29 protein-coding genes are annotated in these 25,657 nt (G+C 71.8%); 16 read left to right on the top strand and 13 right to left on the bottom strand.

The genetic code is table 11. The features are described 5' to 3' along the window. Positions 1–154 precede the first annotated feature (154 nt). The 3 genes from ACIQWR_RS21790 to ACIQWR_RS21780 all read right to left on the bottom strand — a co-directional run bounded on the left by ACIQWR_RS21790 (position 155) and on the right by ACIQWR_RS21780 (position 1,190). Positions 155–421 carry a DUF4235 domain-containing protein gene (locus ACIQWR_RS21790; protein ID WP_404011934.1) on the bottom strand — a complete coding sequence of 89 codons (267 nt, stop codon included), beginning with the start codon at positions 419–421 and terminating at the stop codon, positions 155–157. Next, positions 418–729, bottom strand: a complete 312-nt coding sequence (locus ACIQWR_RS21785) for a hypothetical protein (protein ID WP_404011931.1) — start codon at positions 727–729, stop codon at positions 418–420. The genes ACIQWR_RS21790 and ACIQWR_RS21785 overlap by 4 nt, the downstream gene beginning before the upstream one ends. 92 nt (positions 730–821) lie before the next feature. Continuing rightward, positions 822–1,190, bottom strand: a complete 369-nt coding sequence (locus ACIQWR_RS21780; RefSeq protein ID WP_404011928.1) for a PRC-barrel domain-containing protein — start codon at positions 1,188–1,190, stop codon at positions 822–824. A 366-nt stretch (positions 1,191–1,556) separates the two neighbouring features. Between ACIQWR_RS21780 and ACIQWR_RS21775 the strand changes: the two genes are divergently transcribed. Next, positions 1,557–3,065, top strand: a complete 1,509-nt coding sequence (locus tag ACIQWR_RS21775) for a hypothetical protein (protein WP_404011925.1) — start codon at positions 1,557–1,559, stop codon at positions 3,063–3,065. A 95-nt stretch (positions 3,066–3,160) separates the two neighbouring features. Here the strand turns inward: ACIQWR_RS21775 and ACIQWR_RS21770 are convergent, their stop codons facing one another. Beyond that, on the bottom strand, positions 3,161–3,727 hold the full coding sequence (locus ACIQWR_RS21770) for a hypothetical protein (protein WP_404011923.1): 567 nt from the start codon (positions 3,725–3,727) through the stop codon (positions 3,161–3,163). A gap of 29 nt (positions 3,728–3,756) precedes the next feature. On the opposite strand from ACIQWR_RS21770, the gene ACIQWR_RS21765 reads away from it, so the two are divergent. The 3 genes from ACIQWR_RS21765 (at position 3,757) to ACIQWR_RS21755 (ending at position 5,806) form a co-directional block, all read left to right on the top strand. Further along, positions 3,757–4,383: a flavodoxin family protein gene (locus ACIQWR_RS21765; RefSeq protein ID WP_404011920.1), complete on the top strand. Its 627-nt coding sequence runs from the start codon at positions 3,757–3,759 to the stop codon at positions 4,381–4,383. A 68-nt stretch (positions 4,384–4,451) separates the two neighbouring features. Further along, complete coding sequence (locus tag ACIQWR_RS21760; protein ID WP_404011917.1) at positions 4,452–4,787, top strand: CDGSH iron-sulfur domain-containing protein; 336 nt, start codon at positions 4,452–4,454, stop codon at positions 4,785–4,787. After that, positions 4,784–5,806 carry an iron-containing redox enzyme family protein gene (locus ACIQWR_RS21755; RefSeq protein WP_404011914.1) on the top strand — a complete coding sequence of 341 codons (1,023 nt, stop codon included), beginning with the start codon at positions 4,784–4,786 and terminating at the stop codon, positions 5,804–5,806. The genes ACIQWR_RS21760 and ACIQWR_RS21755 overlap by 4 nt, the downstream gene beginning before the upstream one ends. A 120-nt stretch (positions 5,807–5,926) precedes the next feature. Here ACIQWR_RS21755 and ACIQWR_RS21750 read toward each other — a convergent pair whose 3' ends face one another. Next, a complete protein-coding gene (locus ACIQWR_RS21750; RefSeq protein WP_385773101.1) occupies positions 5,927–6,088 on the bottom strand; it encodes a hydrophobic protein in 162 nt (53 codons plus the stop codon). Between the two features lie 618 nt (positions 6,089–6,706). On the opposite strand from ACIQWR_RS21750, the gene ACIQWR_RS21745 reads away from it, so the two are divergent. From ACIQWR_RS21745 to ACIQWR_RS21725, 5 genes are all read left to right on the top strand, one after another. Next, entirely contained in the window at positions 6,707–6,904 is a 198-nt protein-coding gene (locus ACIQWR_RS21745; protein WP_404011911.1) for a hypothetical protein, read from the top strand. Beyond that, entirely contained in the window at positions 6,901–7,146 is a 246-nt protein-coding gene (locus ACIQWR_RS21740; RefSeq protein ID WP_404011909.1) for a hypothetical protein, read from the top strand. Before ACIQWR_RS21745 ends, ACIQWR_RS21740 begins: the two co-directional genes overlap by 4 nt. Beyond that, positions 7,143–7,760 (top strand): ATP-binding protein, encoded by a 618-nt coding sequence (locus ACIQWR_RS21735; protein ID WP_404011906.1) that lies wholly within the window; start codon positions 7,143–7,145, stop codon positions 7,758–7,760. The genes ACIQWR_RS21740 and ACIQWR_RS21735 overlap by 4 nt, the downstream gene beginning before the upstream one ends. Positions 7,761–7,798: 38 nt before the next feature. Next, positions 7,799–9,055 (top strand): cytochrome P450, encoded by a 1,257-nt coding sequence (locus ACIQWR_RS21730; protein WP_404011904.1) that lies wholly within the window; start codon positions 7,799–7,801, stop codon positions 9,053–9,055. Between the two features lie 265 nt (positions 9,056–9,320). Continuing rightward, positions 9,321–10,136 (top strand): STAS domain-containing protein, encoded by an 816-nt coding sequence (locus ACIQWR_RS21725; protein WP_404011901.1) that lies wholly within the window; start codon positions 9,321–9,323, stop codon positions 10,134–10,136. Positions 10,137–10,290: 154 nt separating this feature from the next. Here ACIQWR_RS21725 and ACIQWR_RS21720 read toward each other — a convergent pair whose 3' ends face one another. Further along, on the bottom strand, positions 10,291–10,425 hold the full coding sequence (locus tag ACIQWR_RS21720) for a hypothetical protein (RefSeq protein ID WP_404011898.1): 135 nt from the start codon (positions 10,423–10,425) through the stop codon (positions 10,291–10,293). Between the two features lie 216 nt (positions 10,426–10,641). Next, positions 10,642–11,229 (bottom strand): TetR/AcrR family transcriptional regulator, encoded by a 588-nt coding sequence (locus ACIQWR_RS21715; RefSeq protein WP_404011895.1) that lies wholly within the window; start codon positions 11,227–11,229, stop codon positions 10,642–10,644. Positions 11,230–11,299: 70 nt separating this feature from the next. Between ACIQWR_RS21715 and ACIQWR_RS21710 the strand changes: the two genes are divergently transcribed. Together ACIQWR_RS21710 and ACIQWR_RS21705 are read left to right on the top strand one after the other, a co-directional pair. Beyond that, complete coding sequence (locus tag ACIQWR_RS21710) at positions 11,300–12,193, top strand: NADP-dependent oxidoreductase (RefSeq protein WP_404011893.1); 894 nt, start codon at positions 11,300–11,302, stop codon at positions 12,191–12,193. A gap of 112 nt (positions 12,194–12,305) precedes the next feature. Further along, positions 12,306–13,448, top strand: coding sequence for an FAD-dependent oxidoreductase (locus ACIQWR_RS21705; RefSeq protein WP_404011891.1), 1,143 nt, complete (start codon positions 12,306–12,308; stop codon positions 13,446–13,448). Positions 13,449–13,497: 49 nt separating this feature from the next. Here ACIQWR_RS21705 and ACIQWR_RS21700 read toward each other — a convergent pair whose 3' ends face one another. The 5 genes from ACIQWR_RS21700 to ACIQWR_RS21680 form a co-directional block, all read right to left on the bottom strand. Further along, positions 13,498–13,833: a C40 family peptidase gene (locus ACIQWR_RS21700; protein ID WP_404011887.1), complete on the bottom strand. Its 336-nt coding sequence runs from the start codon at positions 13,831–13,833 to the stop codon at positions 13,498–13,500. Between the two features lie 584 nt (positions 13,834–14,417). Beyond that, positions 14,418–15,704, bottom strand: coding sequence for an ABC transporter substrate-binding protein (locus ACIQWR_RS21695; protein WP_404011884.1), 1,287 nt, complete (start codon positions 15,702–15,704; stop codon positions 14,418–14,420). Positions 15,705–15,892: 188 nt separating this feature from the next. Further along, entirely contained in the window at positions 15,893–16,540 is a 648-nt protein-coding gene (locus ACIQWR_RS21690) for an NADPH-dependent F420 reductase (RefSeq protein WP_404011881.1), read from the bottom strand. 69 nt (positions 16,541–16,609) lie between these two features. Beyond that, positions 16,610–17,422 carry an inositol monophosphatase family protein gene (locus ACIQWR_RS21685; protein ID WP_404011878.1) on the bottom strand — a complete coding sequence of 271 codons (813 nt, stop codon included), beginning with the start codon at positions 17,420–17,422 and terminating at the stop codon, positions 16,610–16,612. A 198-nt stretch (positions 17,423–17,620) separates the two neighbouring features. Next, entirely contained in the window at positions 17,621–18,028 is a 408-nt protein-coding gene (locus tag ACIQWR_RS21680) for a RidA family protein (protein WP_404011875.1), read from the bottom strand. A 144-nt stretch (positions 18,029–18,172) separates the two neighbouring features. On the opposite strand from ACIQWR_RS21680, the gene ACIQWR_RS21675 reads away from it, so the two are divergent. Beyond that, positions 18,173–18,583 (top strand): winged helix-turn-helix transcriptional regulator, encoded by a 411-nt coding sequence (locus tag ACIQWR_RS21675; RefSeq protein WP_404011872.1) that lies wholly within the window; start codon positions 18,173–18,175, stop codon positions 18,581–18,583. 239 nt (positions 18,584–18,822) lie between these two features. Here ACIQWR_RS21675 and ACIQWR_RS21670 read toward each other — a convergent pair whose 3' ends face one another. Then, the gene (locus ACIQWR_RS21670; protein WP_404011870.1) at positions 18,823–19,311 is read right to left on the bottom strand and encodes an NUDIX hydrolase; all 489 of its coding nucleotides are present in this window, start codon (positions 19,309–19,311) and stop codon (positions 18,823–18,825) included. Positions 19,312–19,557: 246 nt separating this feature from the next. On the opposite strand from ACIQWR_RS21670, the gene ACIQWR_RS21665 reads away from it, so the two are divergent. From ACIQWR_RS21665 to ACIQWR_RS21650, 4 genes are all read left to right on the top strand, one after another. Further along, positions 19,558–21,486, top strand: coding sequence for a hypothetical protein (locus tag ACIQWR_RS21665; RefSeq protein WP_404011867.1), 1,929 nt, complete (start codon positions 19,558–19,560; stop codon positions 21,484–21,486). Then, complete coding sequence (locus ACIQWR_RS21660; RefSeq protein ID WP_404011864.1) at positions 21,479–23,209, top strand: SagB family peptide dehydrogenase; 1,731 nt, start codon at positions 21,479–21,481, stop codon at positions 23,207–23,209. The genes ACIQWR_RS21665 and ACIQWR_RS21660 overlap by 8 nt, the downstream gene beginning before the upstream one ends. Before the next feature lie 185 nt (positions 23,210–23,394). After that, positions 23,395–23,577, top strand: coding sequence for a hypothetical protein (locus ACIQWR_RS21655; RefSeq protein WP_399261139.1), 183 nt, complete (start codon positions 23,395–23,397; stop codon positions 23,575–23,577). Positions 23,578–23,660: 83 nt separating this feature from the next. Then, positions 23,661–25,646: a TOMM precursor leader peptide-binding protein gene (locus tag ACIQWR_RS21650; protein ID WP_404011861.1), complete on the top strand. Its 1,986-nt coding sequence runs from the start codon at positions 23,661–23,663 to the stop codon at positions 25,644–25,646. Positions 25,647–25,657: the final 11 nt, after the last annotated feature.

The following is a 25,657-nucleotide window of genomic DNA, read 5'->3' as shown; positions in this document are numbered from 1 at the left end:
GCTGACCGGTCACGTGGCTGACCGGTCACGTGGTTGACCGGTCACGTGGTTGACCGGTCACGTGGTTGACCGCTCACGTGGCACCGCCGCCCGGCGTCCCCCTCAGGGGCAGCCGGGCGGCGGGATGGCGGGGTGGCGGGACGAATACGTGGCATCAGCCGGGCCAGGTTCCGGTCACCCGGCGGGTGGCCACGGCTCCGGAGCGGTCGACCGCCGCCTTGACCACGGCGAAGATCGCGCCCTGGAGGCCGGCGGCGATGAGGATCTCCCTCCAGGACCGGTGCTCGTCCGTCGCATCGGGCGCGTCGCCCTCGCCTTCGATCACCTTCCAGGCCTGCTTGAAGGCCATCCCGGCCAGCATTCCGCTGACCGCGCCCAGGGCCAGGCCGACCGGCTTGTACGCGATCGCGGCTGCCTTCACTTGCGCCCCCGGCCCCGGCGCACCAGCAGGATCACGACCAGGGCGGCGCCGAGGGCGAGCAGCGGGGTGCGGTTGGCCTTCGCCGCGGTCACGACCTGGCCCGTCGTGTCGAGGACCGGCTCGGGCGTCCTCTGTTGCACCAGCCGCACCGCCTGCCCCGCCGTCTCGCGGATCTGGTCGGTGACGAGGGACGCCTTCTCCATGCCCTGCTCCTTCATCGCTGCCGCCTTCTCCTGGGTCTGGGCCTTGACGTCGGCCTTGCTGGCGAGCGCCCCGACGGTGCGGGGGTGTCGTTCGGACGTGTTCACGGTGCGTACGCTCCTCCCTCGTGGAGCTCGATCTACTGGGTGAAGGGGGCCCGAACTCGTGGAGTTCGGGCCCCCCTTCACCCCCTGCGGGGTCAGGCGGGTCGGCCGCCGAACGGGATGCCCGGGCCGTAGTACGTGCCCACTTCCTCGCGGTAGGTCGGGTCGCTGAGGTGCTTGTCGCGGTGGAACTCGGGAGCGTTCTCGATCTGCTCCTTGGTACCGGCGACGAAGATCTTCCTCTCCCGCGGGTCGATCCGGATCACCGTGCTGGCCGGGAGGAGGACCTCCTTGCCGAAGATCCAGACTCCGGTGTCCACGACCAGGTACGCGTCACCGACCTCGTCGGAGTGCTTGTCCACCTTGCCGATGCCACCGTCGCTCGCCTCGACCTTGTACCCGATCAGATCGGTACCGGCCAGATGCCCCGAGGTCGACGTGTAACTCCACACATGCTCGGTCACGCGAAAACAACTCCTCCGGTGAGCGGAGAGCGGCACAGGTCTTCCTGCCGCCCTCCTTCTTCCGTTGCCGTACGCGGCGAAGGCGTGTACTCCGCCTCAACTCCGCCTGCCCAGGCCCCGGTAACTCATTCGTACGCCCGGGGGGAGTTTCGCGGGGGCACCCCCTGCCGTCCGGCATCCGGCATCCGGCATCCGGCATCCCGTGGGGGTGACGGTCCAGCGGCGCGAGGTCGCAGAGGTCGCAGAGGCGATGTGCAGGGCTCCCACCACGTGGTCCGGAGCCCTGCCGGACGGAGCCGCCGGTCAGCGCCGACGAGGGAGCCGTCGGGCAGCCCGGTTCAGGGGGTGAGGTGGCAGGATGACGCGGTGTCCGACTCTCTTCATGAACTGTGGCTGCGCGGCATCGCCTTCAATCCGGCAGCGCCCGCCGACGTGCTGATACGTCTCCTGGACGAAGCGGCCGGTGAGGCCGGTGAGGCCGGCCTGTCGATGTGCGAGGGCCGGGACCTGCCCGACGCCGTCATCGACGCGGCCCTCCGCCACCCGGTCGAGGGGATCCGCCGTGCCCTCGCCCGCAACCTGCACGTCGACCCCGTACGGCTCGCTCCCTTGGCATCGGACCCTTCGGGACTCGTCCGTGCGTATCTCGCCGCCGGCACCCGGCTCAAACCCCGGCGGGTCCGGCCCTTGCCGGACGACATCCTCGTCACCTTCCTGACCGCTCAGGACGGAGGCGAGGACGGCAGGGTCAGCGAACAGGACATCGCCTGGGAACTCTGGTCCTCCCGGCAGGTCCCGCTGTCCTTCCCACGGGACATGGCCGGTCACGACCACCCCACGCTCCGTCGGTACGCCGCCTTCCAGTGGCAGTCGCTCACCGCCGCGCAGCGCGATGTCCTGCTCGACGACCCCGATCCCGCGGTGCGGGAGGCGGCGCGGGAGGGCAACCGGCAGCTGGACCCGGAGGCGGTGGAGGCAGAGCTGCCGCCCATCGGATCACGTCACGCCGCTTCCGTGCTCGGCACCTGCGCCTTGTCACCCGCGGTCATCGAGCGGTGCTTCGCGGCCGACGAGGTGGATCCGCTGGCCCGCAACCGCCATACCCCGGCCGACGCCCTCGCGCGGCTCGCCCGCCACCCCGACGCAGAGATCCGCAGGCTGATCGCGACCCGGCCCGACCTGGGACCGGCGGCGGTGGGGCTGAGGCAGGATCCGGACGAGGACGTGCGGATGCGTGCCCGCCTTCAGCCCGCCATCCGTAGCTGGGCCGAATTCGAGGCGGTCCGGACCGTGGTCGATCACGGTCCCGACTGCACCTGCCCGATCACGCGGCCGGCCACCGAGCTGTCGCCGGACTGGTACGCCACCTGCGCGGCGTCCGATGAACCGGTGCTCCGCCGCGTTGCGGCGAGCTGGCCCGGCCTGCCCGCAGAGCTCGTCGGGACACTGGCGCTGGACGGTGACGAGGAGGTACGGATCCGGCTGGCCTGCCACCACCCGCTGGCTCCGCCGCACCTCCTCCTGGACGTCTTCGTGACCCGCCCGGCCCACCGTCCGCACCTGCTGAGCCTGCCCTCGTTCCCCCGTACCGGCCGCACCCACCTCATCGGCCACCCGGACCCCGAGGTGCGCGCCCTGGCCGCGACCGACCCCACCCTGCCCGAACCTCCGCTGGAAGACCCCGACGACGCGGTGTGCCGGGCAGCCGCCGCCAACCCGACCCTGCCACCGGAGACCCTGGAAACCCTCCTCACCGACCTTCGCACCGCAGAGGGCGCGGCGGCCAACCCGTCCCTCCCCGTCCCCCGCATGCACGCACTCCTCGACCACTGCCTGAACGGCGCCGCCACCCCGCCGACGGCGGCCCGGCGCTGAGGGACGACACCCATGTAGCAGCGACTGCTCGCGCAACTCGGCTGCGCGCGTTGCCCCTTCTCAGCTACGCAGCCAGGGCGGGTCGGCCGGCCGGGTCAGCCGTACAGCTCGCCGGCCGATCGTGACGGCTCCGGCTGGGAGCCCGGGGTGGTGTAGGCGAAGTTCAGCACGGTGCGACGTACGCCGGGGCGCGTGAGCGGGGTGACGCGGTGTGCGGTGGTGTCGCTGCGCAGGAGGTACGCATCGCCGGCGGCGTGGTGGGCGGTGGCGGCGCGTTCGTCGTCGACGTCCCGGAGGACCGTGGTGTGCGGGGTGAACTGCGCGAGACCTCCGTCGGCGGGATGCTCGGGCGCTTCGAGGAACAGGACGAGGGCGTACGGGTAGTCGTCGGTGTGGGCGCCGTGGGTGTCGCCCACCCGGTGCAGGATGTTCAGTACGTGCCGTTCCAGTGGGTCGGGAACGGGCGCCGCGGGCCGGCCGGTGAGTCGGCTGACGAGTGCCAACAGGCCCTCGTCCTCGTACAGCCGGGGAATCAGCTCGGAGTGCTCGACCTGTCCCCCGCGGCCCGCGCCCGTACGCCTGAGGACGTCCGATCGGCCGAAACGACCAGGCCGCCGGCGTGCGACCTCGTCGGGGACCCCGCGCACCCGCCGTAGGCGCATACCGGCCGGGAGCGCGGCAGCTGCGGACCATGGACACCACAGAGACCACTCCGCTGCGCGCCGTCGCGCTCGTCTGCACCCTGTCCCCCTCGCCGTCCCCGTCCAGTTCCCAGCTGCTGGCCGAACAGACCATGGCCGCTCTCGCCGAGCACGGCGTCACGGGAAAGGTCATCCGGGTCGCCGATCACGACGTCAAGGCGGGCGTCGAGGTGGACATGGGCGAGGGGGACGCCTGGCCCGAGATCCGGGATACGGTCCTGGGCTGCGACATCCTGGTCCTGTCCACGCCGATCTGGCTGGGCCACCCCTCCAGCGTGGCCCAGCGCGTGCTGGAACGCTTGGACGCCGAGATCGGCGAGAGCGATGACGAAGGCCGCATGCTCACCTACGGCAAGGTCGCGGCGGTCTGCGTCGTCGGCAACGAGGACGGCGCGCACAAGGTGAGCGCCGATCTCTTCCAGGGCCTGAACGACGTGGGCTTCTCCCTCGCACCGAACGCGGTCACGTACTGGGTCGGCGAGGCCATGCAGGGGACCGACTACCAGGACCTCGACAAGACCCCCGAGAAGACCGCGGCCACCACGACGACACTGGCCGCGAACACCGCGCACCTCGCCCGCCGCCTCAAGGCCGCGCCGTACCCGGCCTCCTCGTGACGCGATGAGGCCGTCGTGGGGCCGGCACGTGGCCGCGTGCGCCGCGCGATCACGGGTAGGCGCTCGGCATGATCGCTTCTGCTCCGCAGGACCCGCCGACTCCGCGGGCACTCGGTACCCCCGCACACGACGCCCGCGACGCCGACGACGCCCCTGCCGAGCGCACGCGGGCTCGGCGGGTCCGCGTGGAGCCCTCGGGCCCCGTACTCGTGGAGGGGCCGGTCGAGATCGTGATGGCGGACGGCACGACGGCCCGCTCGGACCGGTTCATGGTCGCCGTGTGCACCTGCCGTCGCAGCCGTACCTACCCGTGGTGCGACACGAGCCACCGGGCCCGCGAGCAGAGGTCCACGTCACCCGAAGGCACACCCCGAGGCACACCCGAAGGTAGGAGCGCGTCATGACGCCACCCTCCGGAGCCAGCGCCGTCACGGGGTCGGCGTCCGCGCCCGCCCTCGTACAGGGCCGCGGCGAACTCTCCAACGCGGTGGTGCGTGCCCTGCGTACCGGGCGACCCCCCGCGTGGGCCCCCGGCTCCGCCCTGCGGGCCGATCCGTGGGGGGAGGACCTCCAACTCGCCCTCTACTTGCTGTACGAGCTGCACTACCGCGGGTTCGCGGAGGTCGACGAGGCGCTCGAATGGGATCCCGGGCTGCTGCGGATGCGCCGTGCCCTGGAGGACCGCTTCCTCCATGCCCTCAAAACGGGCACGGCGGACGCGCCGCGGTCCGTGGCCGCGGCGTTCGCCCCCCTGCTCGTCGAACCCGTCGACCCGGGCGACAGCCTCAGCCACCGCCTGCACGTCGAAGGTGAGCTGTGGCAACTGCGCGAGTACGCGGCCCTGCGCTCCCTCTACCACCTGAAGGAGGCGGACCCGCACGCCTGGGTGATCCCCCGGCTCACCGGTCGGGCCAAGGCCGCGATGGTCGCCATCGAGTACGACGAGTTCGGAGCGGGCCGCCCCGACCGCATCCACGCACGGCTCTTCGCCGACCTCATGGCCGACCTGGGCCTGGACCCCGCCTACGGCCACTACCTGGACCGGGCCCCCGCACCCGCGCTGGCCACCGTGAACCTGATGTCGCTCCTGGGCCTGCACCGGGCCCTGCGCGGAGCCCTGATCGGTCACTTCGCGTGCGTCGAAGTGACCTCCTCCCCCGGCTCGCGCCGGCTCGCCGCCGCCATGCGCAGGTGCGGCGCCGGTCCGGCCGCCGAACGCTTCTACACCGAGCACGTAGAAGCGGACGCCGTCCACGAACAGGTCGTACGGCACGAGGTCATCGGCGGCCTCCTCGCCGACGAACCCGCTCTGGAGCCCGACGTCGCGTTCGGCTGCGCGGCGACCCTGCTGCTGGAGGACCGCCTCGCCGCGCACATCCGCACGGCCTGGGACCGGGGCCACAGCGCGCTCCGCCCCGCCTGAGCGACGCCATCGCCCGGTAACGGGGTCTTGGACATCACGTCATGGCTGTGGCCCGCCCCCCGGTTGAGGAGGGGGCGGGCCACAGCCATGACGTGCGTGAGCTGGATGGGCAGCAGACGGCTACCAGCGATACCAGCGGCCGCTACCGCCCTTGGGACGGGCCACGAACCCGACCAGCCACAACACGAGGACGGCGATCGCGACCCACCAGAGAATCTTCAGCGCGAAACCCGCACCGAAAAGGATCAGTACCAGCAGGAGAACGAGAAGCAGGGGAACCATGAATATCAACCTCCAAGGCACCGCATGCCCGGACACACCCCGAACATGCACGCACAGTGGCCGCCCTCCCGAGGGCGGGACCGCCCGGGTTCCACATTCAGGATTACTCGCCGCACAGGATTACTCGCCGCGCCGCTCCTCCTCGCGGTCCTCACGGCCCTCGCAGTCCTCGCGCCGCGTCGCGTGCTCGCCCCGCTGTTTGAGTTCCTCTAGGCTCACCCCCCTGGCCCCCTCCTGGCCGGTTTCCGGGCCAACGCGTTCTTGCCCGGGGTGCCTCATGCGCTCCTGCTCTTCACGGCCCTTGCCGGGCTCCTGGTGCTTGTCGTGCATGCCACCCATGACGGCCACTCCTTCGTGTGATGACCGGAGGGATTCCTCCCGGCCTCCGACAGTGCTGTTGTGGCTGGTGATCGGGCCGCGGTCGACGACTGCCCGGCCTCCGTCCCGCGGCTACCCCTCACGTCCATGATCACCCCACGCCGACGTCCTCGGTCCGCTCGTCCCACCCGTCGCCGGCGTCCACGTGCTGGCGGGTAGGTCGACCGTCGCGGGGTAGACGTCCGGCCACAGCACAGCGCCGGTCACGCGCTCGTCACGTCCGCACCGCACGGAGGCACCATGAACGACACCGATCGGGACCGGATCCACCCCCACACGAGCGGCAAGCCGTGGCGCCACTTCGATGAGGTCCGACGGGCCATGGAACACCTCTGCGCCTCGTCCGCGGGAACCGATGCCGGAGACAGACCCCCCGACCGTACGGGCGCCCGCTCGGCGCCGGCCACGAGGCTGGGCGACGAGGGAGCGCCGTCATGATCTCGGTGGCGATTTCGCTGATCCCGGCGACCGACGGGCAACTACTGATCCCGGCCGCCCAGGTGACCGCCCTCCTGCGCACCCTGGCCGGAGACCTATTGACACCCGCCGGAGCCGAGGACGCGCAGGGCGAACCCAGAACCGTCGACGAGGCGGCGGGCGCCATGAACCAGCTCGCCGATCAACTCGACGTGGAGTGCATCGCGTGCACCGACGACCCGGGGACCGGACGGCGAGGATGACGGCCACCAGCGGCGGGCAGCCGGCCGCCCTCCACCCTTCACCCCTCCGTCGGCAGCGGTTGTGCGCATGCGGGTATGGGACCGCCCTGCCCGGGCAGGCGCCTACTCAAGTAGGAGAGAGCCCGACACCACGACGATACGGACGCCTCCCGATGCCCCCTTCCCATGCGACAGAGCGACGGCAGCAGCACGTGGACCTGCCGACCGGCATCCACGCGGCTGCCCGCGCCCGAGATGCCACTGCGCATTTCCTCCACGAGGCGAAGGATCACGGGGAGACCGTTTCCACGGTGACCGAGGGCGATGCCGCTCTCGTCGTCACGGAGCTCGTGAGCAACGCGGTGCGGCACACCACCGGCCCGTGCAGCCTCGACCTCCTCCTGCACGAGGGCCTTCTCGACATCGACGTCACGGACACCAGCCCCGCCCCGCCCGAGGTCCGACCGCCCCACCTGGGCGGCACCGGCGGCTGGGGCCTGATCCTGATCCACCGCATGGCCCGTGCCGTGACCGTCACACCGGCCGCCAACGGCGGGAAGCGGGTACACGCCTGCCTGGACGTAGACGGGGCGGACACCGCGCCCGGGCCGGACACACCACCGGACAGGTCCTGAACAAGTGTGCGCGGGACGGTGCCGGGTACGCGCGCCGTATGCCCCCTTCCACGCATTCGACGGCGATGTGGCACGACAGCACTCTCGGTCTCTGGGCACACGGATACGCCTGGCTGCCCCATCACATGCGCGCGGCCTCCGACGGCATCGTGCAGACGCGTCTGCTGGGCCGGCCGGCCATCGCACTGCGCGGGCCCGAGGCAGTCGACTTCTTCTACGACGAGAAGCACGTCGTCCGGACCGCCGCCCTGCCGGGCGCCGACTTGGACACCCTGTTCGGGCAGGGCGCCGTACACACCCTCGACTCGGACGTGTACCGCGTCCGCGAGGCCCTCTTCCTACGCCTCCTGAAGGACGAGGCGGGCGTGGCGGCGCTGGGCGCACCTGTCGGCTGGCGGTGGCGCGAAGCGCTGGCCGACCGCCACGAAGAAATCGTGCTCTTCGACGAAGCGGCCCGGGTACTGGCCCGGGGCGTGTGCGACTGGGCGGGCCTGGTGCTGTCCGAGGACGCCATCAGCGAGTTGGCCCGTGACTGCACGGCGATGGTCGACGGCTTCGCCACGCCCGGCCCGAGGCACTTCCGGGCCCGCAGGGCCCGCCGGCGCCAAGAGGACGCCATGGCCTCCCTGCTCGCCGAGGTCCGCGCCGCTCCCGAGCCGGAGGCCAACGATTCGGCCCTGGAAGCGGTGGCGTGGCATCGGGATGCGAACAGCGAGTTCCTGGAGCTCCACACCGCGGCCGTGGAACTGCTGAACATCATCAGGCCGACCGTCGCCGTCGCCTGGTTCGCCACGTTCGCCGCCCACGCCCTCCACCGCTGGCCCCACCACCGGGAGCTGCTGCGCGCCGACACCGAAGGACACTACGCAAGGTCCTTCGCGAACGAAGTACGCCGGTTCTATCCCTTCGCACCGTTCCTGGTCGGACTCGCCGCCCACGACCAGACGTGGCGGGGCCACGACATCACGAAGGACTCCCTGGTCCTGCTCGATCTCTACGGTCAGAACCACGACGGCACGCTGTGGGCACATCCCTACCGGTTCGACCCGCACCGCTTCAGCGCACTCGCGGGCTTCGCGCCCAACGCCGTGCTCGCCGATCTCGTGCCCCACGGAGGCGGCGACCCCGCCCGCGACCAGCGCTACCCCGGTGAGGACGTCACCGTCGCGACGCTCGCGGCCCTCGCGACCGAACTGGCCCGGACCGAATACAGCGTCCCCGACCAGGACCTTTCGATCCCGCTGTCCCGCATGCCCACCCTCCCCCGCAGCGGCTTCAGGCTCCGACCGAACTGACCACGCCGGGGTCCGTTCCGCGTTTGTTCCGCGTTCGGTCCGTGTTCGGTCCGTGTTCGGTCCGTGTTCGGTCCGAGGCCCCGGTTCATCATTCAGGTCTGGCGAAACCGGAACGACAAGTCGTACAATTCGGGCATGGACCCGGTCGAGCCTCGGACCAGCTGGACGTTCATCACCCGCCACGCCCGGGCCATCGTCACCGATCTGGAAGGCGCCGGAGGAAACGCATGACCCGCTTCACATGGCTTTGAAAGGGAGAAAGGCCATGACCGACCACTTCGACCGCGAGCCCGCCCCTCCCGAGGACGGCACCGGCGCCACCCTGCGCCCCTCCACCGTCGCAGTGACCTTCGAGCCCGGCCCCCGGCGGATCCTCGCCCGCGTGCGCGGAGAAATCGACATGGACGACTCTCCCGGCCTGAGCGAGGACCTCACCGCGGCCCTGACGTCCAGCCGCACAGGTCTCGACCTCGACCTCTCCTCCGTCACCTTCTGCGACAGCTCTGGACTGAACGTCCTGTTGGACCTGAACCGTCTGGCGGCCGGGACCGACAAGACCCTGGCGCTGACGGCTGCGAGCCGCCCCGTCGCACGGTTGCTCCAACTCACCGACACCCAGCAGCTGTTCACGGTCCGCTACTCCCCCGACGACACCGGTCCGGTCCCGCCGGTCGGTGCCACGACCTCCACGCCACCTCCCGACCGGCCCCGGCGGCGCGGCGGCGGGCTTTCCACCGACCTACCGGACGTGTGCGACCTGTGCCACGCGGTCGCTCCGGAGGGCACGGCGGTGTACGGCGAAGCCGCCGACTCCTCCTTCGTCGATCCCGCCGACCCCGGCCAGGACGGACGCCGCCCCCTGCTGACCTGCTCCCCCGCGCACCTCACCGAGCTCCAGCAGCACTACGACCGGCGACCCTTCGACGAAGCGGAGCTCTGGGCGGTGAAGATCGACGAAGCGATGCACCAACACCCGTTGGGGCTCACGATCGAAGCGCTCTGCGAGGCAACCGGGCTGACCGTGAGTCAGATCGAGACGGCTGCGACCTCGCGGCACGGGCCCCAACCCCATCCCGCATAACCCACCCCCACCACGGCGGAGCGATTCACGCTCTCGAACGGGGCGTCCTCCGCATACTGCGGGGCGCTACTTTGCAGAACTCCGGCCCCGGAGACGCCAAAGGGCCCCGCTTGCACGTTGTCCGCGGTCGGGGCCCTGTGCGGCGCGGTGGGTGTCAGGCGGTCTGGCAGTAGAAGTCGCCGGCGCCGGTGGACGGGGTGCCGTCGCACGCGTAGCTGGTGCCTGCGGAGCCCATGGCGACCAGGACGGTGAGGACGAGTGCGGTCAAGGTCCTGCGCAGCGCGGTCATCGGATTGTCCCCCTTGTGGCTGGCATGTGCCGGACGGGGTTCGGAGTCCGTCCTGAAAGGGAGGCTAGGTCCGGAACCCGGGCCACCGAAGACGAAATAAAGCCGAATACGGCCTGAATAGGACACGTCGCTCGGCCGTGACTGGAGGGCACACAGCGGTTCTGCGCGCCGGAACGCATGATGCGGCTGATGAGCCCGATGTGACGGAAGGGACCCTCACCCGCGCCGGGAGGAGCGGGTGGCTTCCCAGGCGGCTTCGATCAGCTCGAAGACCTCGTCGACCGCGGCGTCCGGATCGGCTGCTTCGCGGGCCAGGGCGAAAGCGTCGATCACGAAGCGGGCGATGGCCCGGCAGGCCGTTGGTGTCGCCGCGAGTGCGGGGTCCGCGGTCATGGCCGCGGCCAGGGCTTCCGCGTGGCGCAGCCGCATGGAGTCCTCGTACTCGCGCAGGGCACGTGACTCGTCGATCATGCGGTAGATCGGGGCTGCGCCGTCCGCCGTGCAGTGCGCCACCATGGCCCGGATCTCGTGGCGCAGTGCCGGCATGAGCGGCTGTGCCGGGTCCCGGTCCGTGACCGCGCGCGTGAGGCGCTGCTCGAAGTCCTCGTCCTGTTCGAAGACCAGCGCCTCTTTCGAGGTGAAGTGGTAGAAGAGCGTGGTCACGGCGACGTCGGCCTCGGCGGCCACGTCACGGATGCCCACCGCGTCGTACCCGCGCTCCAGGAAGAGCCGCAGGGCGGTGTCGGCGATCTTCTGGCGGGTCGCAGCCTTCTTGCGTTCACGGCGTCCGGTCGGCACGGTCATGGCTTGATGCTAACAGGCGCATATTCATAATGATTCTTAAACACTAACGGTTAGTGTTACGGTCGGCGGCATGAAGAAGGTGAGCTTCGCCGAATTCGGCGGTCCCGACGTCCTGCACCTCATAGACGCCGAGGAGCCCCACGCGGGCCCCGGCCGGATACGCATCGCCGTACGCGCGGCAGGCGTGAACCCCGTCGACTGGAGGCTCCGCGAGGGCCAGACCCTGGGGCCCCGTCCGGTCCAACTCCCCTCCGGGGTCGGCCTGGACGCGGCGGGCGTGGTGGACGAGATCGGCGAGGGGGTCGAAGGGGTCGAGATCGGCGACCGCGTCTTCGGCGAAGGGGCGAGCACCTACGCCGAGTTCGCCGTCCTCGGGGTCTGGGCCCGGATGCCCGACGACCTGACGTTCGAGGAGGCGGCGGGATATCCCTCCGTGGTGGAGACCGCCCTGCGCGTCATCGCCGAGACGGGGGTGCGCCCCGGCCAGACGCTGCTGGTGAGCGGCGCGTCCGGGGGCGTCGGTTCAGCGGTGCTGCAGATCGCACGTGCGCGCGGCATCAAAGTGATCGGCACGGGCGGCGCCGCGAATCAGGACTACCTGCGGAGCCTGGGCGCGCTCGCCACGACGTACGGCGACGGCTGGGTCGATCGGGTGCGGCGGCTCGGCACCGTCGACGCGGCGCTCGACCTGGCCGGCTCGGGCGTGATCCGGGAACTGGTCGAGCTGACCGGTGACCCGCGAAAGGTGATCTCCACCGCCGACCTCGACGCACCACAGCTGGGTGTCCGCTTCTCCGGAACGGCGGGAAGCGTGCAGGACGCGCTCGCCGAAGCCGTCGACCTCATCTCCAGGGGGAGGCTCCACATCCCCGTGGAGAAGTCCTACCCGCTCGCCGAAGCCGCGGCAGCACACATCGACAGCCAGGCAGGCCACACACGAGGACGCCGAGTCGTGGCCATCTGAGCGGACCGCAGGGGCAGTTCAGCGACGGAGAACGCGCAATCCATCCTTCCAGAGCGCCTGCCGCGCACCTGCCGGGACACCCTCGGCAGGTACGCGGCAGCCGAGGAGACTCATGCAACCCAGGCATTACGAGCGGACTTCAGCCACGATCATCGGCGCAGGGCTCGGCGGCCTCGTACTGGCCCGCGTCCTGAGCCTCCACGGCATCCCGGTCGCGGTCTACGAGGCGGATCCCTCCCCCGCGGCGCGTTCGCAGGGCGGGATGCTCGACATCCACGATCACAACGGCCAACGCGCGCTCAAGGCGGCCGACCTGATGGACGAGTTCCGCGCCATACTCCTGGAGGGCCGCCAAGAGACACGGCTCCTCGACCGGGACGGGACCGTCCTTTTCCACCAGGTCGACGACGGCACGGGCGGGAACCCCGAGGTGCAGCGCGGGGAGCTGCGACAGATCCTGCTCGACGCGCTCCCCGCCGGAACCGTCCGATGGGGCCACAAGGCGACCGGCGTCCACCGCCTCGCCGAGGGCCGCTACGAGGTGACCTTCACGGGCGGCGCCAGCACCGTCACGAACCTGCTGGTCGGCGCGGACGGCGCCTGGTCGCGCGTACGACCGCTGCTCTCCGACGCCACACCCTCCTACATCGGCCGCTCTTTCGTCGAGACCCGTCTGTACGACGCCGACACCCGCCACCCGGCCACCGCGAAGGCGGTCGGCGGCGGAACCCTCTGCGCGCTCGACCGGGACGAGCGGGGGAAGTGGTTCGTGGCCCACCGGGAGAAGGGCGGGACCCTCCACGCCCATCTCACACTGGCCAAGCCCCTGGACTGGTTCACCACCATCGACTTCACCGATGCCTCCGCGGCCGCCGCGCGGATCGCGGAGGAATTCGAGGGCTGGGCACCGGAGCTCACCCCTCTGATCGCCGCGGCCGAGACCGCACCGGTCCTGCGTCCTCTGTACGCCTTGCCGATCGGGCACCGCTGGAGCCGCGTACCGGGTGTGACCCTGCTCGGCGACGCCGCCCACCTATCGGCCCCGGACGGCGAAGGCGCCAACCTGGCCATGCTGGACGGCGCCGAACTCGGCCAAGCCCTTGCCGCACACCCCGACGACCTGGAGGCCGCCCTCACCGCATACGAGCAAGCACTGTTCCCCCGCAGCGCAAGGGCCGCCGTCGTCGTCGCGCACAACCCCACGCCCGAGGATCTGATCGACTTCTTCACCGGACGCTCGCCCGGCGACCGCTGACCGAGCTACCGGACCGGTCGTCGGCTCCCGGACCGGCCGTCGCAGGTCGTCACAGGACGCGGACGGCGCCTGAGGGGCTGGACCAGTCGAGGCTGCGCTCGACGACACCGACGCGGGAGTTCTGCGCACCGACGTAGGTGCCGTTCCCGAGGTAGACGGCCACGTGGGTGGCGGCGCCCTTGGAGCCCCAGTAGAGGAGGTCGCCCGGTCGCAGGTCCGACAGGCTGACGTCCCGGCCGCTCGCGGACTGGTCCTGGGAGACGCGCGGGAGTTCGACGCCCGCCTGCCGGTAGGCGGCTTGGGTCAGGCCGGAGCAGTCGTACGCGTTCGGGCCCGTCCCGCCCATCACGTACCCCTTGCCGACCTGGGCCCGCGCGAAGGCCAAGACTTTCGCGACGGCTCCCGTCTCACTGTCCGGAGCCGAGCTGTCGGAGCTGTCGGAGCTCCTGGAGGAGGGGGTGGCATCGGGTCGGGAGGACGGTACCTGCCCACTCGCGCCCGTCGGGCCCGAATCCGCCTGGTGGGCCGAGGCCGGGGTGGCAGTGGCGGCCAACGCGAGGGTGCCCAGGACACCCCCGAGCACACCGACTCGCGTCGAGGAGGTGCGGGTACGGGGCTTGGCATGACGAGGCTTTCGAATCGTTTTGATCATGCGGTCAGCTCTACCAGCGGCCTCAGGGCTGCCTCAAATCGTATGGAATGCACCACAACTGAGACACCATGGAGCCGAAACCGCGCCACGCGACGCCCCGCCACCGCCCCGGCATCCCCCACCGCGCCCCGTTACCGGCCCGTGACCTGCACTTCTTGACGCACGCTCACGGCCTGACCCCGCCCTACCATTTCGAGTCCGGCAGGGCCACCCGCACACCGAACGGCGGACCGACCACGTGGCACACCTCACCCCGGGCGGCCCCCGACGAAGCCGACGAACCCGACGGTCCCGCGGGATCGGACCGGAGCAGATCTCTAGTCGCCCGCCTTCCGGGCGTCCTCGGCGATTTCTTCCAGCACCTTCGCCGGTCGTGCGCCCGGCTGCACGGCTGCGCCGATCTTCTTCTTCAAGTCGGCGTTCACCCCGGCCCAGGACTTCTTGCCCACCGGGTACAGACGTGAGGTCGGCAGGGCGTTCAGGAACACCTTGAGCGGCGCGGTCCCGGGATCGTCGGAGCCGAGCATCCGCTGGTAACCGCTCGTCGTCACCGGCAGCAGTCCGTACTTCGAGGTGAAGGCGGTGACGTTCTTCTCCTCATACAGATAGTCGAGGAACTTCCCGGCTTCCCGCGGGTGCCCGTTCCTGAAGGCCATGAGCCAGTCCGCGACGCCCATCGCCTGCGGCTCCGAGCCGTTCACCGTGGGCAGCGCGACCATCCCCAACTTGATCCCCTTCGCGGCGGCCTGCTTCACCAGGGTGGGGTGACCGTTGAGTATCCCGACCTCTCCGCGCGTGAAGGCGTCGAAGGCCTTCTGGCGGTCGAGCCTTCCCGGTTCGTCCGGGCCGGTCAGTCCAGCGCCCACCAGGTCGTCCCGCAGGAACTCGAAGGCCTTCACGTTCGCGGTCGAGTCGATGACGTAGTTCCCGGAGTCGTTCGTGATACCGCCACCGCCGGCGAGCATCCACTGCATCGACTCGGCCTGCGCCTCCTCCGGCCCCAGGGGCAACGCGATCGGGGTGCGCACCCCGTCGCCCTTGAGCTTCTTCGCCGCCGTCGTGAGGTCGGCCCAGCTCCGAGGCTGCCACGACGCGCCCTTGGCGATGACGCCCGCGCTCTCCAAGAGCTTCGTGTTGTAGAACATCAGCCGGGTCGAGGCCACGAACGGCAGACCGTACTGATCGCCCCGGACCCTGCCCGCTTCCGCGAGCGGCGCGAGCAGATCGGATTCCGTACGCAACGACAGGAGGTCGTCGGCCACGTACAGCTTCCCGGCGGCCGCGTAGTCGGCGTAGGCGCCGATCTGCGCGATGTCGGGCGGGTGGCCCGCCTTGACCATCTCTGCGACCTTGGCGTCCACGTCGTTCCAGGAGAGGACGGTCACCTCCACGCGCACGTTGGAATGCGCCTGCTCGAAGCTGGACGCCAGCTCCTTCCAGTACGGCTCGGAGGAGTTGGCCGGGCCGTCGCCGTAGTCGGCGGCCACGACGCGGAGCACCACCTCGGCCGCCCCGGGATCCGACACCATGCCGCAGCCGGCCAGCAGCACTACTGCCAAGGAACTGGTCGCGGACGCCCGCAGCCAACGATGCTTCACCCTCATGCCTCACCCTTCTCCGCTCCGTACTGGGCGTAAGGTCTACACCACTTTTACGTCACCTTCACAGGGTTCTGCGCTATCGAATCAGCATCGCTTGCCACACCAAATCACTTCATCAACACACTAGTTGTTGTCCCTGTGTAGATTTCCGACCGGCCCATGGCCCGTGGGCGGGTCAGCGGGTCAGCGGGTCAGCGTGCCAGGGAGATGGCGAAGGGGGTGAAGCCGTTGCGGCGCAGGATGTGGGGGACGAGGAGGACCATGGCTTCGGTGGCGCGGGCCGTGGTGATGTCGCCGAGGTCCTCGATCTGGGCGGGCTGCCAGCCCAGGTCGGTGAGGAGTTCGGTGACGGTCTTCTTCGCCTGCTCGTCGTTGCCCGAGAGGTAGGCGGTGGGTGGGGTGGTCAGGGTCTCGGGAGCGGTCATGACCATGAAGAGCATGGTGTTGAGGGTCTTGACGACTCGGGTGTCGGGGAGGGCGGTCTGGAGTTTTTCGGCGAGGCTGCTGCCGGGGTAGAGGAGGTCGCCCGGGAGCCCGTCCTCGGCGTGGTGGGTGGCGTTGGAGACGTCGATGAGGATTTTGCCGGCGAGCTCGGTGCGCAGGTCGGCGAGGCGGTCGAGGGCGCTGTCGCCGGGGGTCGCGTTGATCACGAGGTCCGTGGTGCGGGCGGTGGTGCGCTGGTCGGCGAAGGTGATCCGCTCGGAGAGCCCGGTGGCGTGGGCGGCGTTCTCCTGCGGGGTGCGGCCGCCGAGGGTGACGTGGTGTCCGGCCGCGGCGAGCTTGGTGGCGAGGTTGGTGCCGACCCGGCCGGCGCCGAGGATGCCGATGGTGGTGGTCATGGGGTGGTGCTCCTTGCGGGGTGTGGGGCGGGAGGGGACGTACGGGCGTGGTCGGTCAGGTCTGGCAGGTCAGGCGATCGGCTGGAGGATGTCGAGGGTGGCCTGGTGGAGGCCGGGGGCGGCGGCCAGGAAGTCGCGGCTGGCGGTGCTCCAGGCTTCGCCCGCCAGGTCGGTGACCGTGCCGCCGGCCTCCGAGACCAACAGGGCGCCGGCGACCAGGCCGGAACGGACGTCGGAGAACTGCCAGAACGCGTCCATCCGCCCCGCGGCGACGTGGATGAGCTGCATCGTCGCCGGCACGGACACCCGCACCACCAAACCGTTGATGAGCATGGCCGTGACCGAGTCACCGATCCGCCGGAACGTCGCCTCGTCCTCGCCCGGCTTGGCCTGGCCGGTACCGATGAGGGCCGCGCCCAGGTCGGCCTTGGCGGACACCTTCAGCGGGTGGCCGTTCAGGTGGGCGCCGCCACCGGCGACAGCGGTGTAGGTGTCACCGGTCAACGGCAGGTGAACGACCGTCAGCACCGGGTGGTCGTCCCGGACCAGAGTGGCGGTCACGGCCCAGTCCGACATCCCGTGGACGTGGTTGATGTTGCCCTCGGCGGGGTCGACCACCCACCACTCCCCCGCCGGCAGCGCGCCACCGGCCAACTCGTCCTCCGCCCACCGCGACCCCGGCCGAGCCCGCAGCAGCGGCTCCCGCAACACGGCCAGCACCGCGTCGTCATTGGCGTAGATCTCCGCCACGACCTCCTCCATGCTCACGCCCCGGGCATGCGGGGTGAACCGGTCCAGCAGGGTCAGGCCGGCGCTCTGCACCGCGGCGGTCACCTCGGACAGGAGCATCGTGTCGGCGTGACGGGGCATGGCTGTGCTCATGGCGGACTCCCTGGATTCGATCTCGATCGGTGCGGCGAGGCGGCTCGTTCGCGCCTTCGTACCGTTGCGCTTGTGCTTGCGCTTTGTGCTTGTGCTTTGAAGTTAGGCCGCCTGGCGATTAACGACAAGTGCATGCTTTGCACTGATGGAGTTACTCCCACGCAACTGGATGTGCACTCACGCAGAGCGGCGACCCGCTCAATCGATGATCGCGGTGGCCTCGACCTCCACCAGGTGTTCGGGCACGTCCAGTGCCGCCACGCCGATCAGCGTGCCCGGTGCCATCGGGGTGATCCCCAACTCGGCCGAGGCCCGGGCGACTCCCTCCAGGAACAGCGGCATCTTGTCGGGGGTCCAGTCGACGACGTAGACGGTCAGCCTGGCCACGTCGTGGAAGGAGGCGCCGACCTCCGCGAGCGCGGTGCCGACGTTGAGGTAGCTCCTCTCGACCTGGGCGGCGAGGTCGCCCTCGCCGACCGTGACCCCGTCGGCGTCCCAGGCGACCTGCCCGGCGATGAAGACCAGCTTCGACCCGGTCGCGACCGACACCTGCCGGTACACCGGAATCTGGGGCAATCCAGTGGGGTCCACCAGGGTGATGGCCATGCTGCCCACCTCCTCTTCATGTTCTCGTCCCGAGCGCCCGCGGGTTGCCCCCGCAGGACGCCCGCTCTCTTGTGGTTACTCAGGAACTGTAGGAGAGTGACTGCTGACCTGGAAGAACGCACTTTTCGGTGACTGGGGAACCTTTTGGTGACCAAGCAGTTCAAGGACTCGCCCGGCGATGCGGAAGGAGGAGAGGCAGTCGTAGCAGAGGCAGATCTGAGGCGTGCGGACTCCTTGGCGCGGGAGATCTTCTCCGACATCGCCAACAAGTGGGCGTTCTTGATCATCGAGGCCCTCGGTGGCGGCACCTTGCGCTTCGGCGAGCTGCGCAACGAGGTCGAGGGCATCAGCCACAAGATGCTCACCCAGAACCTGCGCATGCTGGAGCGCAACGGCCTGGTCGTGCGGAACGTGCACCCCACGGTGCCGCCGCGGGTCGACTACACCCTCACCGAGTCGGGCCAGGGGATGCGGGCGACGGTCGATGCCATGTGCGGCTGGACGCACCGGTACCTCGGCGACATCGACGCCGCCCGCCGCCGCTTCGACGCCTGAGCGGCCTCCTCAACGGGCGGACGGGACATGGGGAGGCGCGCACGCGAACGGTTGTCGGCACGCGGAACGCCGTCGCCGGCATCCAGGCCGTCGTCCTCACCTACGAAAGCCCCCCTCGTCACGCCCTGCCTTCAGCAGCGAACGCGCGCAGTGCCGTCGCGGACCCACACGATGGCGCTCCGGACCACGCATCAGACGCCACGTAGGCTCCGGTTCGGTCGCGACCTCAGGGACGTGGCTCATACGGGCAGCCCCTCCTGCAAGTACACGGCGCGGCCCGCCAAGGCTGCGGCGTGCAGCGCGACGAGCGTTCGGCGGTGCGCGGCCAGACGGTCCGGGAGGTCCCCGGGGTGGTGGAGGGCGTACCGGTCGTGTTCGAGGCTGAGCCGGATCCGCTGCCCGGCGGTGCGCCGCGCCGCGAAGAAGTAGTCCACGACGGGGCCGGTGCCCAGGACGTCGGCCCTGTGGTCGATGCCGATGAAGCAAGGTTGCGCACCCAACGCGATGCCGGTCTCCTCGCTCATCTCCCGGCGGGCCGCCGGCCAGGGGTTCTCGCCCTCGTCGACCATGCCACCCGGCAGCCACCACGCCCCACTGGCTTCCGCCTGGCCGGGGCCGTACCGCAGGAGGAGCATCCGGTCCTGGTCGTCCAGCAGCATGATGCACGACGCCACGAGCGCCTGCGGCTGCGTCTTCACCCACTCCTCGCGCGGGATCCAGTCGCCCACTTCTGCCTCCCCTTCGGTGGTCAGCGGAACTCCTACCCCGGAGCGCGCCCGTCGCCACGTCCGGACCCTGCGGGAAATCCTGTGGTGGGACCTGTGGGTCGGCCGTGGGGACGGGGGCGCGTCCGCTGCGGATACTCGGGTGGGACCCGACCGCCGCTCCGCTCCCGCCCCTCGCGAGGGGCGGGAGGCGGACCTGCGACCCGAAGGCGGACGATGCGCCCCCGATTGAAGTCCGATGTGTTGTACGTGCCGACCGTCGATGGAGTCCACGTCTTCGGCGCCGGCGCGGATCTGGCCCTGCGCGGCCGGTCCGCCTACCGCTGGCTGGACCGGGTGGCCCCGCACCTCGACGGCACGGTCGAACTCGATCAACTGGTAGGGGGGTTGCCCGCGGAGAAGCGGGAGGCGGTGCGCGCCCTGGTGCGGCAGCTGCACACCGCCGGGTGTCTGGTCGACGCCGGTGCGGACCTGCCGCACGGGCTGACCCCGCGCGAGTGCGCGACGTACGCGTCCGAGATCGCGTTCGTCGAATACCACGGCGACAGCGCCGCGCACCGGTTCGAGACCTATCGGCGGGCCGATGTCGTGGTGGTGGGCGCGGGCCGGGTGTTCGTCGCGCTGGTCTCCTCGGTGCTGCGGTCCGGGGTGCGGCGGGTACGGGCGGCGCTCGCGCCGGGGCGGCCCACCGACACCGGGCGGCTGGCGGAGCTGGTGGCGGAGGCGGCGGACCGCGATCCGGACCAGGAGCTCGTCCTGACCGACCTGGGGCGGACCCGGCCGGAGGACCTGGTCGACGGGGCGGGCGCGGTGCTGCACGTCGGCGAGGGCGACGCGGTGGAACGGGCGTTGCTGCTGGACCGGCTGTGCCGGGGCACCGACACGACGCTGGTGCAGGGCCTGGTCCTGGACGACGTCGCCTGGCTCGGGCCGGTCGGCGACGGCTGGCGCTCGGCGTGGCAACGGCTCGACGCGCGCGGCCCGTTCCGGGAGAACGCGTTCCTGACGGGTCCGGCCGCCGCGGTGGTCGCCTCCCACCTCGGGCTCGCCGCCTTCGTCACGCTGACCGGGATCACCTCGGCGCCGAAGGACGTCGTCGCCCCGGACCAGGACGCGCGGGCCGCCGGTGAGCTGACCCGGATCGATCTGGAGACCCTGCGCACCTCCACCCACACGGTGCTGCCCCACCCCGCGGTCCGGCCCGTCCGGCCCGAGGGCCGCGAGGAGTTCACCCGGCGGATCGGGGAACTCCGTGCCGGGGCCCCGGTGGCCGGGGAGGAGTTCTCGCGACGGGCCGCCCGGTGCTTCGACCCGTACGTGGGGGTGCTGCGCGTCCTGGACGAGGAGGAGTTCACCCAGATTCCGCTCCATGTGGCGAAGGCCCTCGCACACACCGAGGACGCCGGGCCCGTGTACGGGGTGGGCCTCGACTTCGCCGAAGCCCGGCGGGACGCGGCGCTGCGCGGGCTCGCCCGGTACGCGGCGCATCGGCCGGACACGCGCCGGTACGGGCCCGACGGCACCCTGTGGGGCTGGGACCCGGCGATCGAGCGGGCCGCGGCGGTGGCCGCTGATCGGGTGTTCACGGCGGCCGACGAGACGGGGGTGGGCGCGGGAGCGGACTGGGACGCGGCCGTGACGGCGGGGCTCGGCGGGCAGTGTGCGCGGATGGCTCTGGCCGATGCCGCGGCCGGGGTGGTGGCGCCCCGACCGGTGACGGTCGGGGTGCGGGCGCTGTCGCCCCGGGCGACCCGGCTGTGGGACCTGCTGCGGGCGGCGCGGGGGACGCCGACGGTGGCGGACATCGGCGGGGCCCTGGGGGTGCCCGTCCTGGCCTGGTGGCAGGACGGGCGGACGGTCGCGGTGACCTGTGGGCCGGATGCGGTGGAGGACGGGCTGCGCGCGGTCCTGCTGGACCGTCAGTCCGTCATCACGGGAGAGCCCGGGTACGCGCCGGTCCCGCCGGGCCGGTGCGTGGCCCCGGGTCCGGGGACCGGCAGGCCGCAGCGGGCCCCGGCGGGGGTCGCGGCGGAGGCGATGCTCGGGGCGCTGCGGGCCCGGGGGGCGCGCCCGTTGGCCGTTCCGCTCGACCACGATCCGGTGGTGGCCGGGCTGCTGCCCTTCGTGGTGCGGGTGGTGCTGGCCGGGGCCGGGGCAGGGGAACGCGGCGATGCGTAGCGCCGTCGGGGACCTGCGCGGTTCGCCCGGTCTGCGGTTCTGGTGGCGGACCTTCGAGGGGGTGCGGGACCTGTTCGCCGAAGGGCACGGCGAGGAGGGCGGCCCGGACGATCCGCTGCCGGTCAAGACGTACCGGGGGTCGCCCCGGTACGTCCTGCCGGTGCCGGCGCGGCGGATCGGGGACGCGCGGTGGTCCTTCGGTTCCTTCCGCGCCGCCCACCCGTCGGCGGTCCCGCGGCGGGACGCGCTGGACGGGCGGTCCCTGTCGACACTGCTGTACTGGACCTACGGGCTGGGGCGGATCGAGTTGGGCCCGCACGCGGTGTGGCCGTACCACCGGATGGTGGCCTCGGCGCGCTGCTTCCACCCCGTGGAGCTCTACCTCTGGTTGGCGCGGCCGGTGGACGGCCTGCCCGCCGGGTGTTACCACTACGACCCGGCCCACCACGCCCTGACCCTGCTGCGGCCGGGCGGGGTGCCCCCGCAGGTGCGGACCGCGACGGGGGCGGGCGCGGGGACCGGGTTGCTGGTGGCCTCGGCCTGGTTCCGCAAGAGCGCGTTCCGGTACCGCGATTACGCCTACCGGCTGTGTGCGCAGGAGGCCGGGATGGTGGTGGGGAACGCCTTGCTGGCGGCCGGTGCGCTCGGGTTGCCCGGGCGGGTGCACCACCGGTTCGACGACGCGACGGTCAATCGGGCGCTGGGGCTGGACGGCGTGGAGGAGACTGCTTTCGCCCTGGTCGACCTCGGGGCGGCGGACCCCTGGGCGGGACCACCGGAGGGGGCGGCCGGTCCTCCGGGAACGGACGGGGTGCCGGAGCCGGGCGACAGGGTGCCCGAGCCGGCCGGGGATACGGGGACCGGAGGGCTGCCGGAGCCGGGCGACGGGGTGGTACCGCGGATCCGGCCTGTGCACCTGGCGCCCAACTCCGCGGACGCGGGTGCCTGGGCCGGGCTGACCGCCCTGGACCTCGCCGCCCGGATGCCGGGGCCCGGCGCACCGATCGATCCGGCCGATTTCCTGCTGCCGCCCCCCGGACCGGCCGGGACCCTGACGGCCAAAAGCAGCACGACCGGGGCCGGGGCGGAGCCCGGGCAGCTGGAGTTGGCCGCCGCGCTGCGGGTCCGGGACTCCGGGGGCCGGATGTTCCTGCCCGCCGGCCCGCCGCCGGCCGGGGCCGACCTGGTCGCGGCCCTGCGGTACGTGCTGGAGCCGGTGCCCGGCGATCACACCGGCGCGGCGTGTCCGCCGCTGGTGGACGCGCACGTCCTGGTGGTCGACACGGCCGGGATCGCGCCGGGGTGGTACCGGCTCGCGGGCCCGCCGGGGGCCGCTTCCCTGGTGCGGGCGATGGACAGCGACAGGGACGGGGACGGGGACGGGGACGGCCGTGAGGTCGTCGCCATGCTGTGCGACCGGACCCCGGCGGTCAACTCGGCGAAGGCCGCGGCCGTGGTGTTCCTGACCGCCGACCGGCTGGCCGGGGAGCGGTGGTTCGGGGCGCGCGGGTACCGGGTGCTGCACCAGGAGGCGGGGATCGTGGCGCAACGGATCGCCGTGTTCGCGGCGGCGGCCGGGCTGTCCGCTCGGATCACCAACGGCTGCGACGACGCCGTGGTGCGGGGGGCGCTCGGGATGGACGCGGCCCGGGTGCCGGTGTTCACCGTCGTCCTGGGCCGCCGTCGGCCCACGGCCCAGTACGAGCCGCCGCTGACCTGGTGAGGAGCCCCGGGGAGATGCGCCGCCACGCCGACCTACGGGTCGGACCCGTGGTCGGGGGCGGCCGGTCCGGGGTCGGACCTGTGGTCCGACCGTGGAGACGGGGCCGGTGCCCGGGTCGCAGGATGCGTGGAGCGACCGTTCGACGGTCGCTTCCTCACCCGTTCCACCGAGAAAGGGGATCAACGATGCGCAACGACCTCGTCCTCGACCTGGATGACCTCAGCGTCGATGAACTGGACGTCCTGCCCACCTCGCCCGGAGCCGGCCTGGAGACCGTGAACGTCGGTCACGCCATGGTCGAGATCGGTGCGTCGAACTGCACCTCCACCGGTACGCCGGCCAGCTGCTGTTCCTGCTGCTGCTGCTGATACCGGCCGCGGGCCGATGCCGGGTCCGGCGGGCAGCCGCCCGCCGGACCCGGCGCCCGCGCGAACGAACAGGAGGTGAGGACGTGAGTGTGACCAACGCCGCGAGGGCCGTGCCCGCCCCGGGCACCGCCCGGTCCGTCATCGCCGTGGCCGGTGACGGGCTGCTCGCCTCGGCGGTCCGGGCGGCCCTGGCCCGCGATCACCGGGTGGTGGCCCCTCAGGACCCGGACTGCGAGCTGGTGGTCAGCGCCGACGACGGCTGGACGACGGCGACCGGGCCGCCGCGGGCCGACGTGCGCTGGCTGCCGCTACGGGTCGAGCTGGGTGTCCTGGTGATCGGTCCGACCACCGTGCCGGGCCGGACCGGGTGCGCGGCGTGTGCCAGCACCCGGCGGCAGCGGGCCCTGGGGGCGGACAGTCCCCGCGCCGCACTGCTGCGCGCGCACGGCGGTCGTCTCGCCGCCCGGCCCTCGCCGGTCCTCACCCCCTGGGCCTGCCTGCTCGCGGCGGAGCTGGTGGCGGCGGAGGTCGCCGCGTCGGCGGGCGGCATCACCGACCGGGCGCTGGTCTTCCTGTCCCTGACCACCATGGCCGTCGACCGGCACGCCTTCCTGCCGGTGCCGGACTGCGCCCGCTGCGGAGGGCTGCCGCCGGACCGGCCGCCGGTGCTGATGGACGTCCCCCGGCCCAAACCGGACCGGGACGTGCTCCGGGTCCGTGACCTGCGGGCCGGGTGGGCCGGGCTGGTCTCCCGGTACGTGGACGGGCGCACCGGGCTGATCCGTCAGCTCGACGTGCGCACCGACTACCCGTACCCGATGGTCTCGGCCCCGGTGCGGCTGCCCGGGCTGGCGGAGGAGGCCGGGTTCGGACGTGATCTGGACTTCGGTTCCTGCGCCCGCACCGCGCTCGCGGAGGCGCTGGAGCGCTGGGGCGGAGCCCGGCCCGGCGGGCACCGCACCACGGTGCGGGGAGGGTGGGCGGAGTTGGCCGATCGGGCCGTGTACCCCCCGGACTTGGGGCTGTACCCGGCCGAGCGGTACGCCGAGCCGGATTTCCCCTATCCGCCGTTCCGGCCGGACCTTCCGCTGAACTGGGTCTGGGGGCACTCCTTCGCCCGGAACGGGCCGGTCCTGGTGCCGGAGGACTACGCCTACTACCGGACCCGGCACAGCAGCCCGACGGCCGTGCCGCTGGCCTACGAGGTGTCCAACGGGTGTGCGCTGGGCGGCTGTCTGGAGGAGGCGGCCCTGCACGGGCTGATCGAGCTCGCCGAACGGGATGCCTTCCTGCTGACCTGGTACGGGAGGGTCCCGGTGCCCAGGATCGATCTGCGCACGGTGGCCGATCCCCGGATCGGGGTGCTCGTGGAGCGGATCCGGCAGGAGAGCGGGCACCGGGTGCTGGCCTTCGCCACGACCGCCGAACATGGCCTCGCCTCGGTGTGGATGATGGCGGTCCGCCCGCCGGGGCGTCGCTGGCTCGGGGAACCGGCGGCGGTCTGCGCCGCCGGCGCCCATGTGAACGCCGAACGGGCGCTCCTCAACGGGCTGTTGGAGCTGGCCGCGAACCTGGGCTCCAGCCGGCCGGCGTTCCGCGACGGGGCGGGGCGCGCGGCCGCGATGGTGGACGATCCGGGGCTGGTCCGCGAGATGCGCGACCACGCGCTGCTGTACTGCCATCCGGGCGCCTTCGACCGGTTCTCCTTCCTGCTGGAGGAGGACGGGGACCTCGACGGCGGCGGGGTGCCGGTGGCGCAGGCGTTCGCCGGCGCCGACTGCCGGCCGCGCGGCACGGACATCCGGGCGGACCTGGCCGAGGTGGTGGCCCGTTTCACCGATCGGGGGATGGACGTCATCGTGGTGGACCAGACCACGGACGAGCACCGCGCGGGCGCTCTGGCCTGCGCGAAGGTGATCGTGCCGGGGCTGTTGCCGATGACCTTCGGGCACCGGGCGCGCCGTATCCACGGGTTGCCGCGGCTGGCGCGGCCACCGGTGGCGATCCGGGCCGGGGCCCGCGTCCCGGGCGGGGTCGCGCTCAATCCCCATCCGCATCCGTTCCCGTGAACTGGAGTCGC

Origin of the sequence: Streptomyces sp. NPDC098789 (assembly GCF_044759975.1) — a bacterium.
Taxonomy (GTDB): Bacteria; Actinomycetota; Actinomycetes; order Streptomycetales; family Streptomycetaceae; genus Streptomyces.
The sequence above is the reverse complement of the archived record's forward strand: the minus strand, read 5'-3'. Positions and strand labels throughout refer to the sequence as shown.

Coding starts and splice junctions, on each gene's coding strand:
- ACIQWR_RS21740 (WP_404011909.1), top strand. CDS start 6,901: ATGATCTCGGTGGCGATTTCGCTGATCCCGGCGACCGACGGGCAACTA.
- ACIQWR_RS21680 (WP_404011875.1), bottom strand. CDS start 18,028: ATGGCCATCACCCTGGTGGACCCCACTGGATTGCCCCAGATTCCGGTG.
- ACIQWR_RS21705 (WP_404011891.1), top strand. CDS start 12,306: ATGCAACCCAGGCATTACGAGCGGACTTCAGCCACGATCATCGGCGCA.
- ACIQWR_RS21730 (WP_404011904.1), top strand. CDS start 7,799: ATGCCCCCTTCCACGCATTCGACGGCGATGTGGCACGACAGCACTCTC.
- ACIQWR_RS21725 (WP_404011901.1), top strand. CDS start 9,321: ATGACCGACCACTTCGACCGCGAGCCCGCCCCTCCCGAGGACGGCACC.
- ACIQWR_RS21710 (WP_404011893.1), top strand. CDS start 11,300: ATGAAGAAGGTGAGCTTCGCCGAATTCGGCGGTCCCGACGTCCTGCAC.
- ACIQWR_RS21770 (WP_404011923.1), bottom strand. CDS start 3,727: ATGCGCCTACGGCGGGTGCGCGGGGTCCCCGACGAGGTCGCACGCCGG.
- ACIQWR_RS21715 (WP_404011895.1), bottom strand. CDS start 11,229: ATGACCGTGCCGACCGGACGCCGTGAACGCAAGAAGGCTGCGACCCGC.
- ACIQWR_RS21750 (WP_385773101.1), bottom strand. CDS start 6,088: ATGGTTCCCCTGCTTCTCGTTCTCCTGCTGGTACTGATCCTTTTCGGT.
- ACIQWR_RS21755 (WP_404011914.1), top strand. CDS start 4,784: ATGACGCCACCCTCCGGAGCCAGCGCCGTCACGGGGTCGGCGTCCGCG.
- ACIQWR_RS21685 (WP_404011878.1), bottom strand. CDS start 17,422: ATGAGCACAGCCATGCCCCGTCACGCCGACACGATGCTCCTGTCCGAG.
- ACIQWR_RS21745 (WP_404011911.1), top strand. CDS start 6,707: ATGAACGACACCGATCGGGACCGGATCCACCCCCACACGAGCGGCAAG.
- ACIQWR_RS21760 (WP_404011917.1), top strand. CDS start 4,452: ATGATCGCTTCTGCTCCGCAGGACCCGCCGACTCCGCGGGCACTCGGT.
- ACIQWR_RS21660 (WP_404011864.1), top strand. CDS start 21,479: ATGCGTAGCGCCGTCGGGGACCTGCGCGGTTCGCCCGGTCTGCGGTTC.
- ACIQWR_RS21690 (WP_404011881.1), bottom strand. CDS start 16,540: ATGACCACCACCATCGGCATCCTCGGCGCCGGCCGGGTCGGCACCAAC.
- ACIQWR_RS21695 (WP_404011884.1), bottom strand. CDS start 15,704: ATGAGGGTGAAGCATCGTTGGCTGCGGGCGTCCGCGACCAGTTCCTTG.
- ACIQWR_RS21720 (WP_404011898.1), bottom strand. CDS start 10,425: ATGACCGCGCTGCGCAGGACCTTGACCGCACTCGTCCTCACCGTCCTG.
- ACIQWR_RS21655 (WP_399261139.1), top strand. CDS start 23,395: ATGCGCAACGACCTCGTCCTCGACCTGGATGACCTCAGCGTCGATGAA.
- ACIQWR_RS21765 (WP_404011920.1), top strand. CDS start 3,757: ATGGACACCACAGAGACCACTCCGCTGCGCGCCGTCGCGCTCGTCTGC.
- ACIQWR_RS21735 (WP_404011906.1), top strand. CDS start 7,143: ATGACGGCCACCAGCGGCGGGCAGCCGGCCGCCCTCCACCCTTCACCC.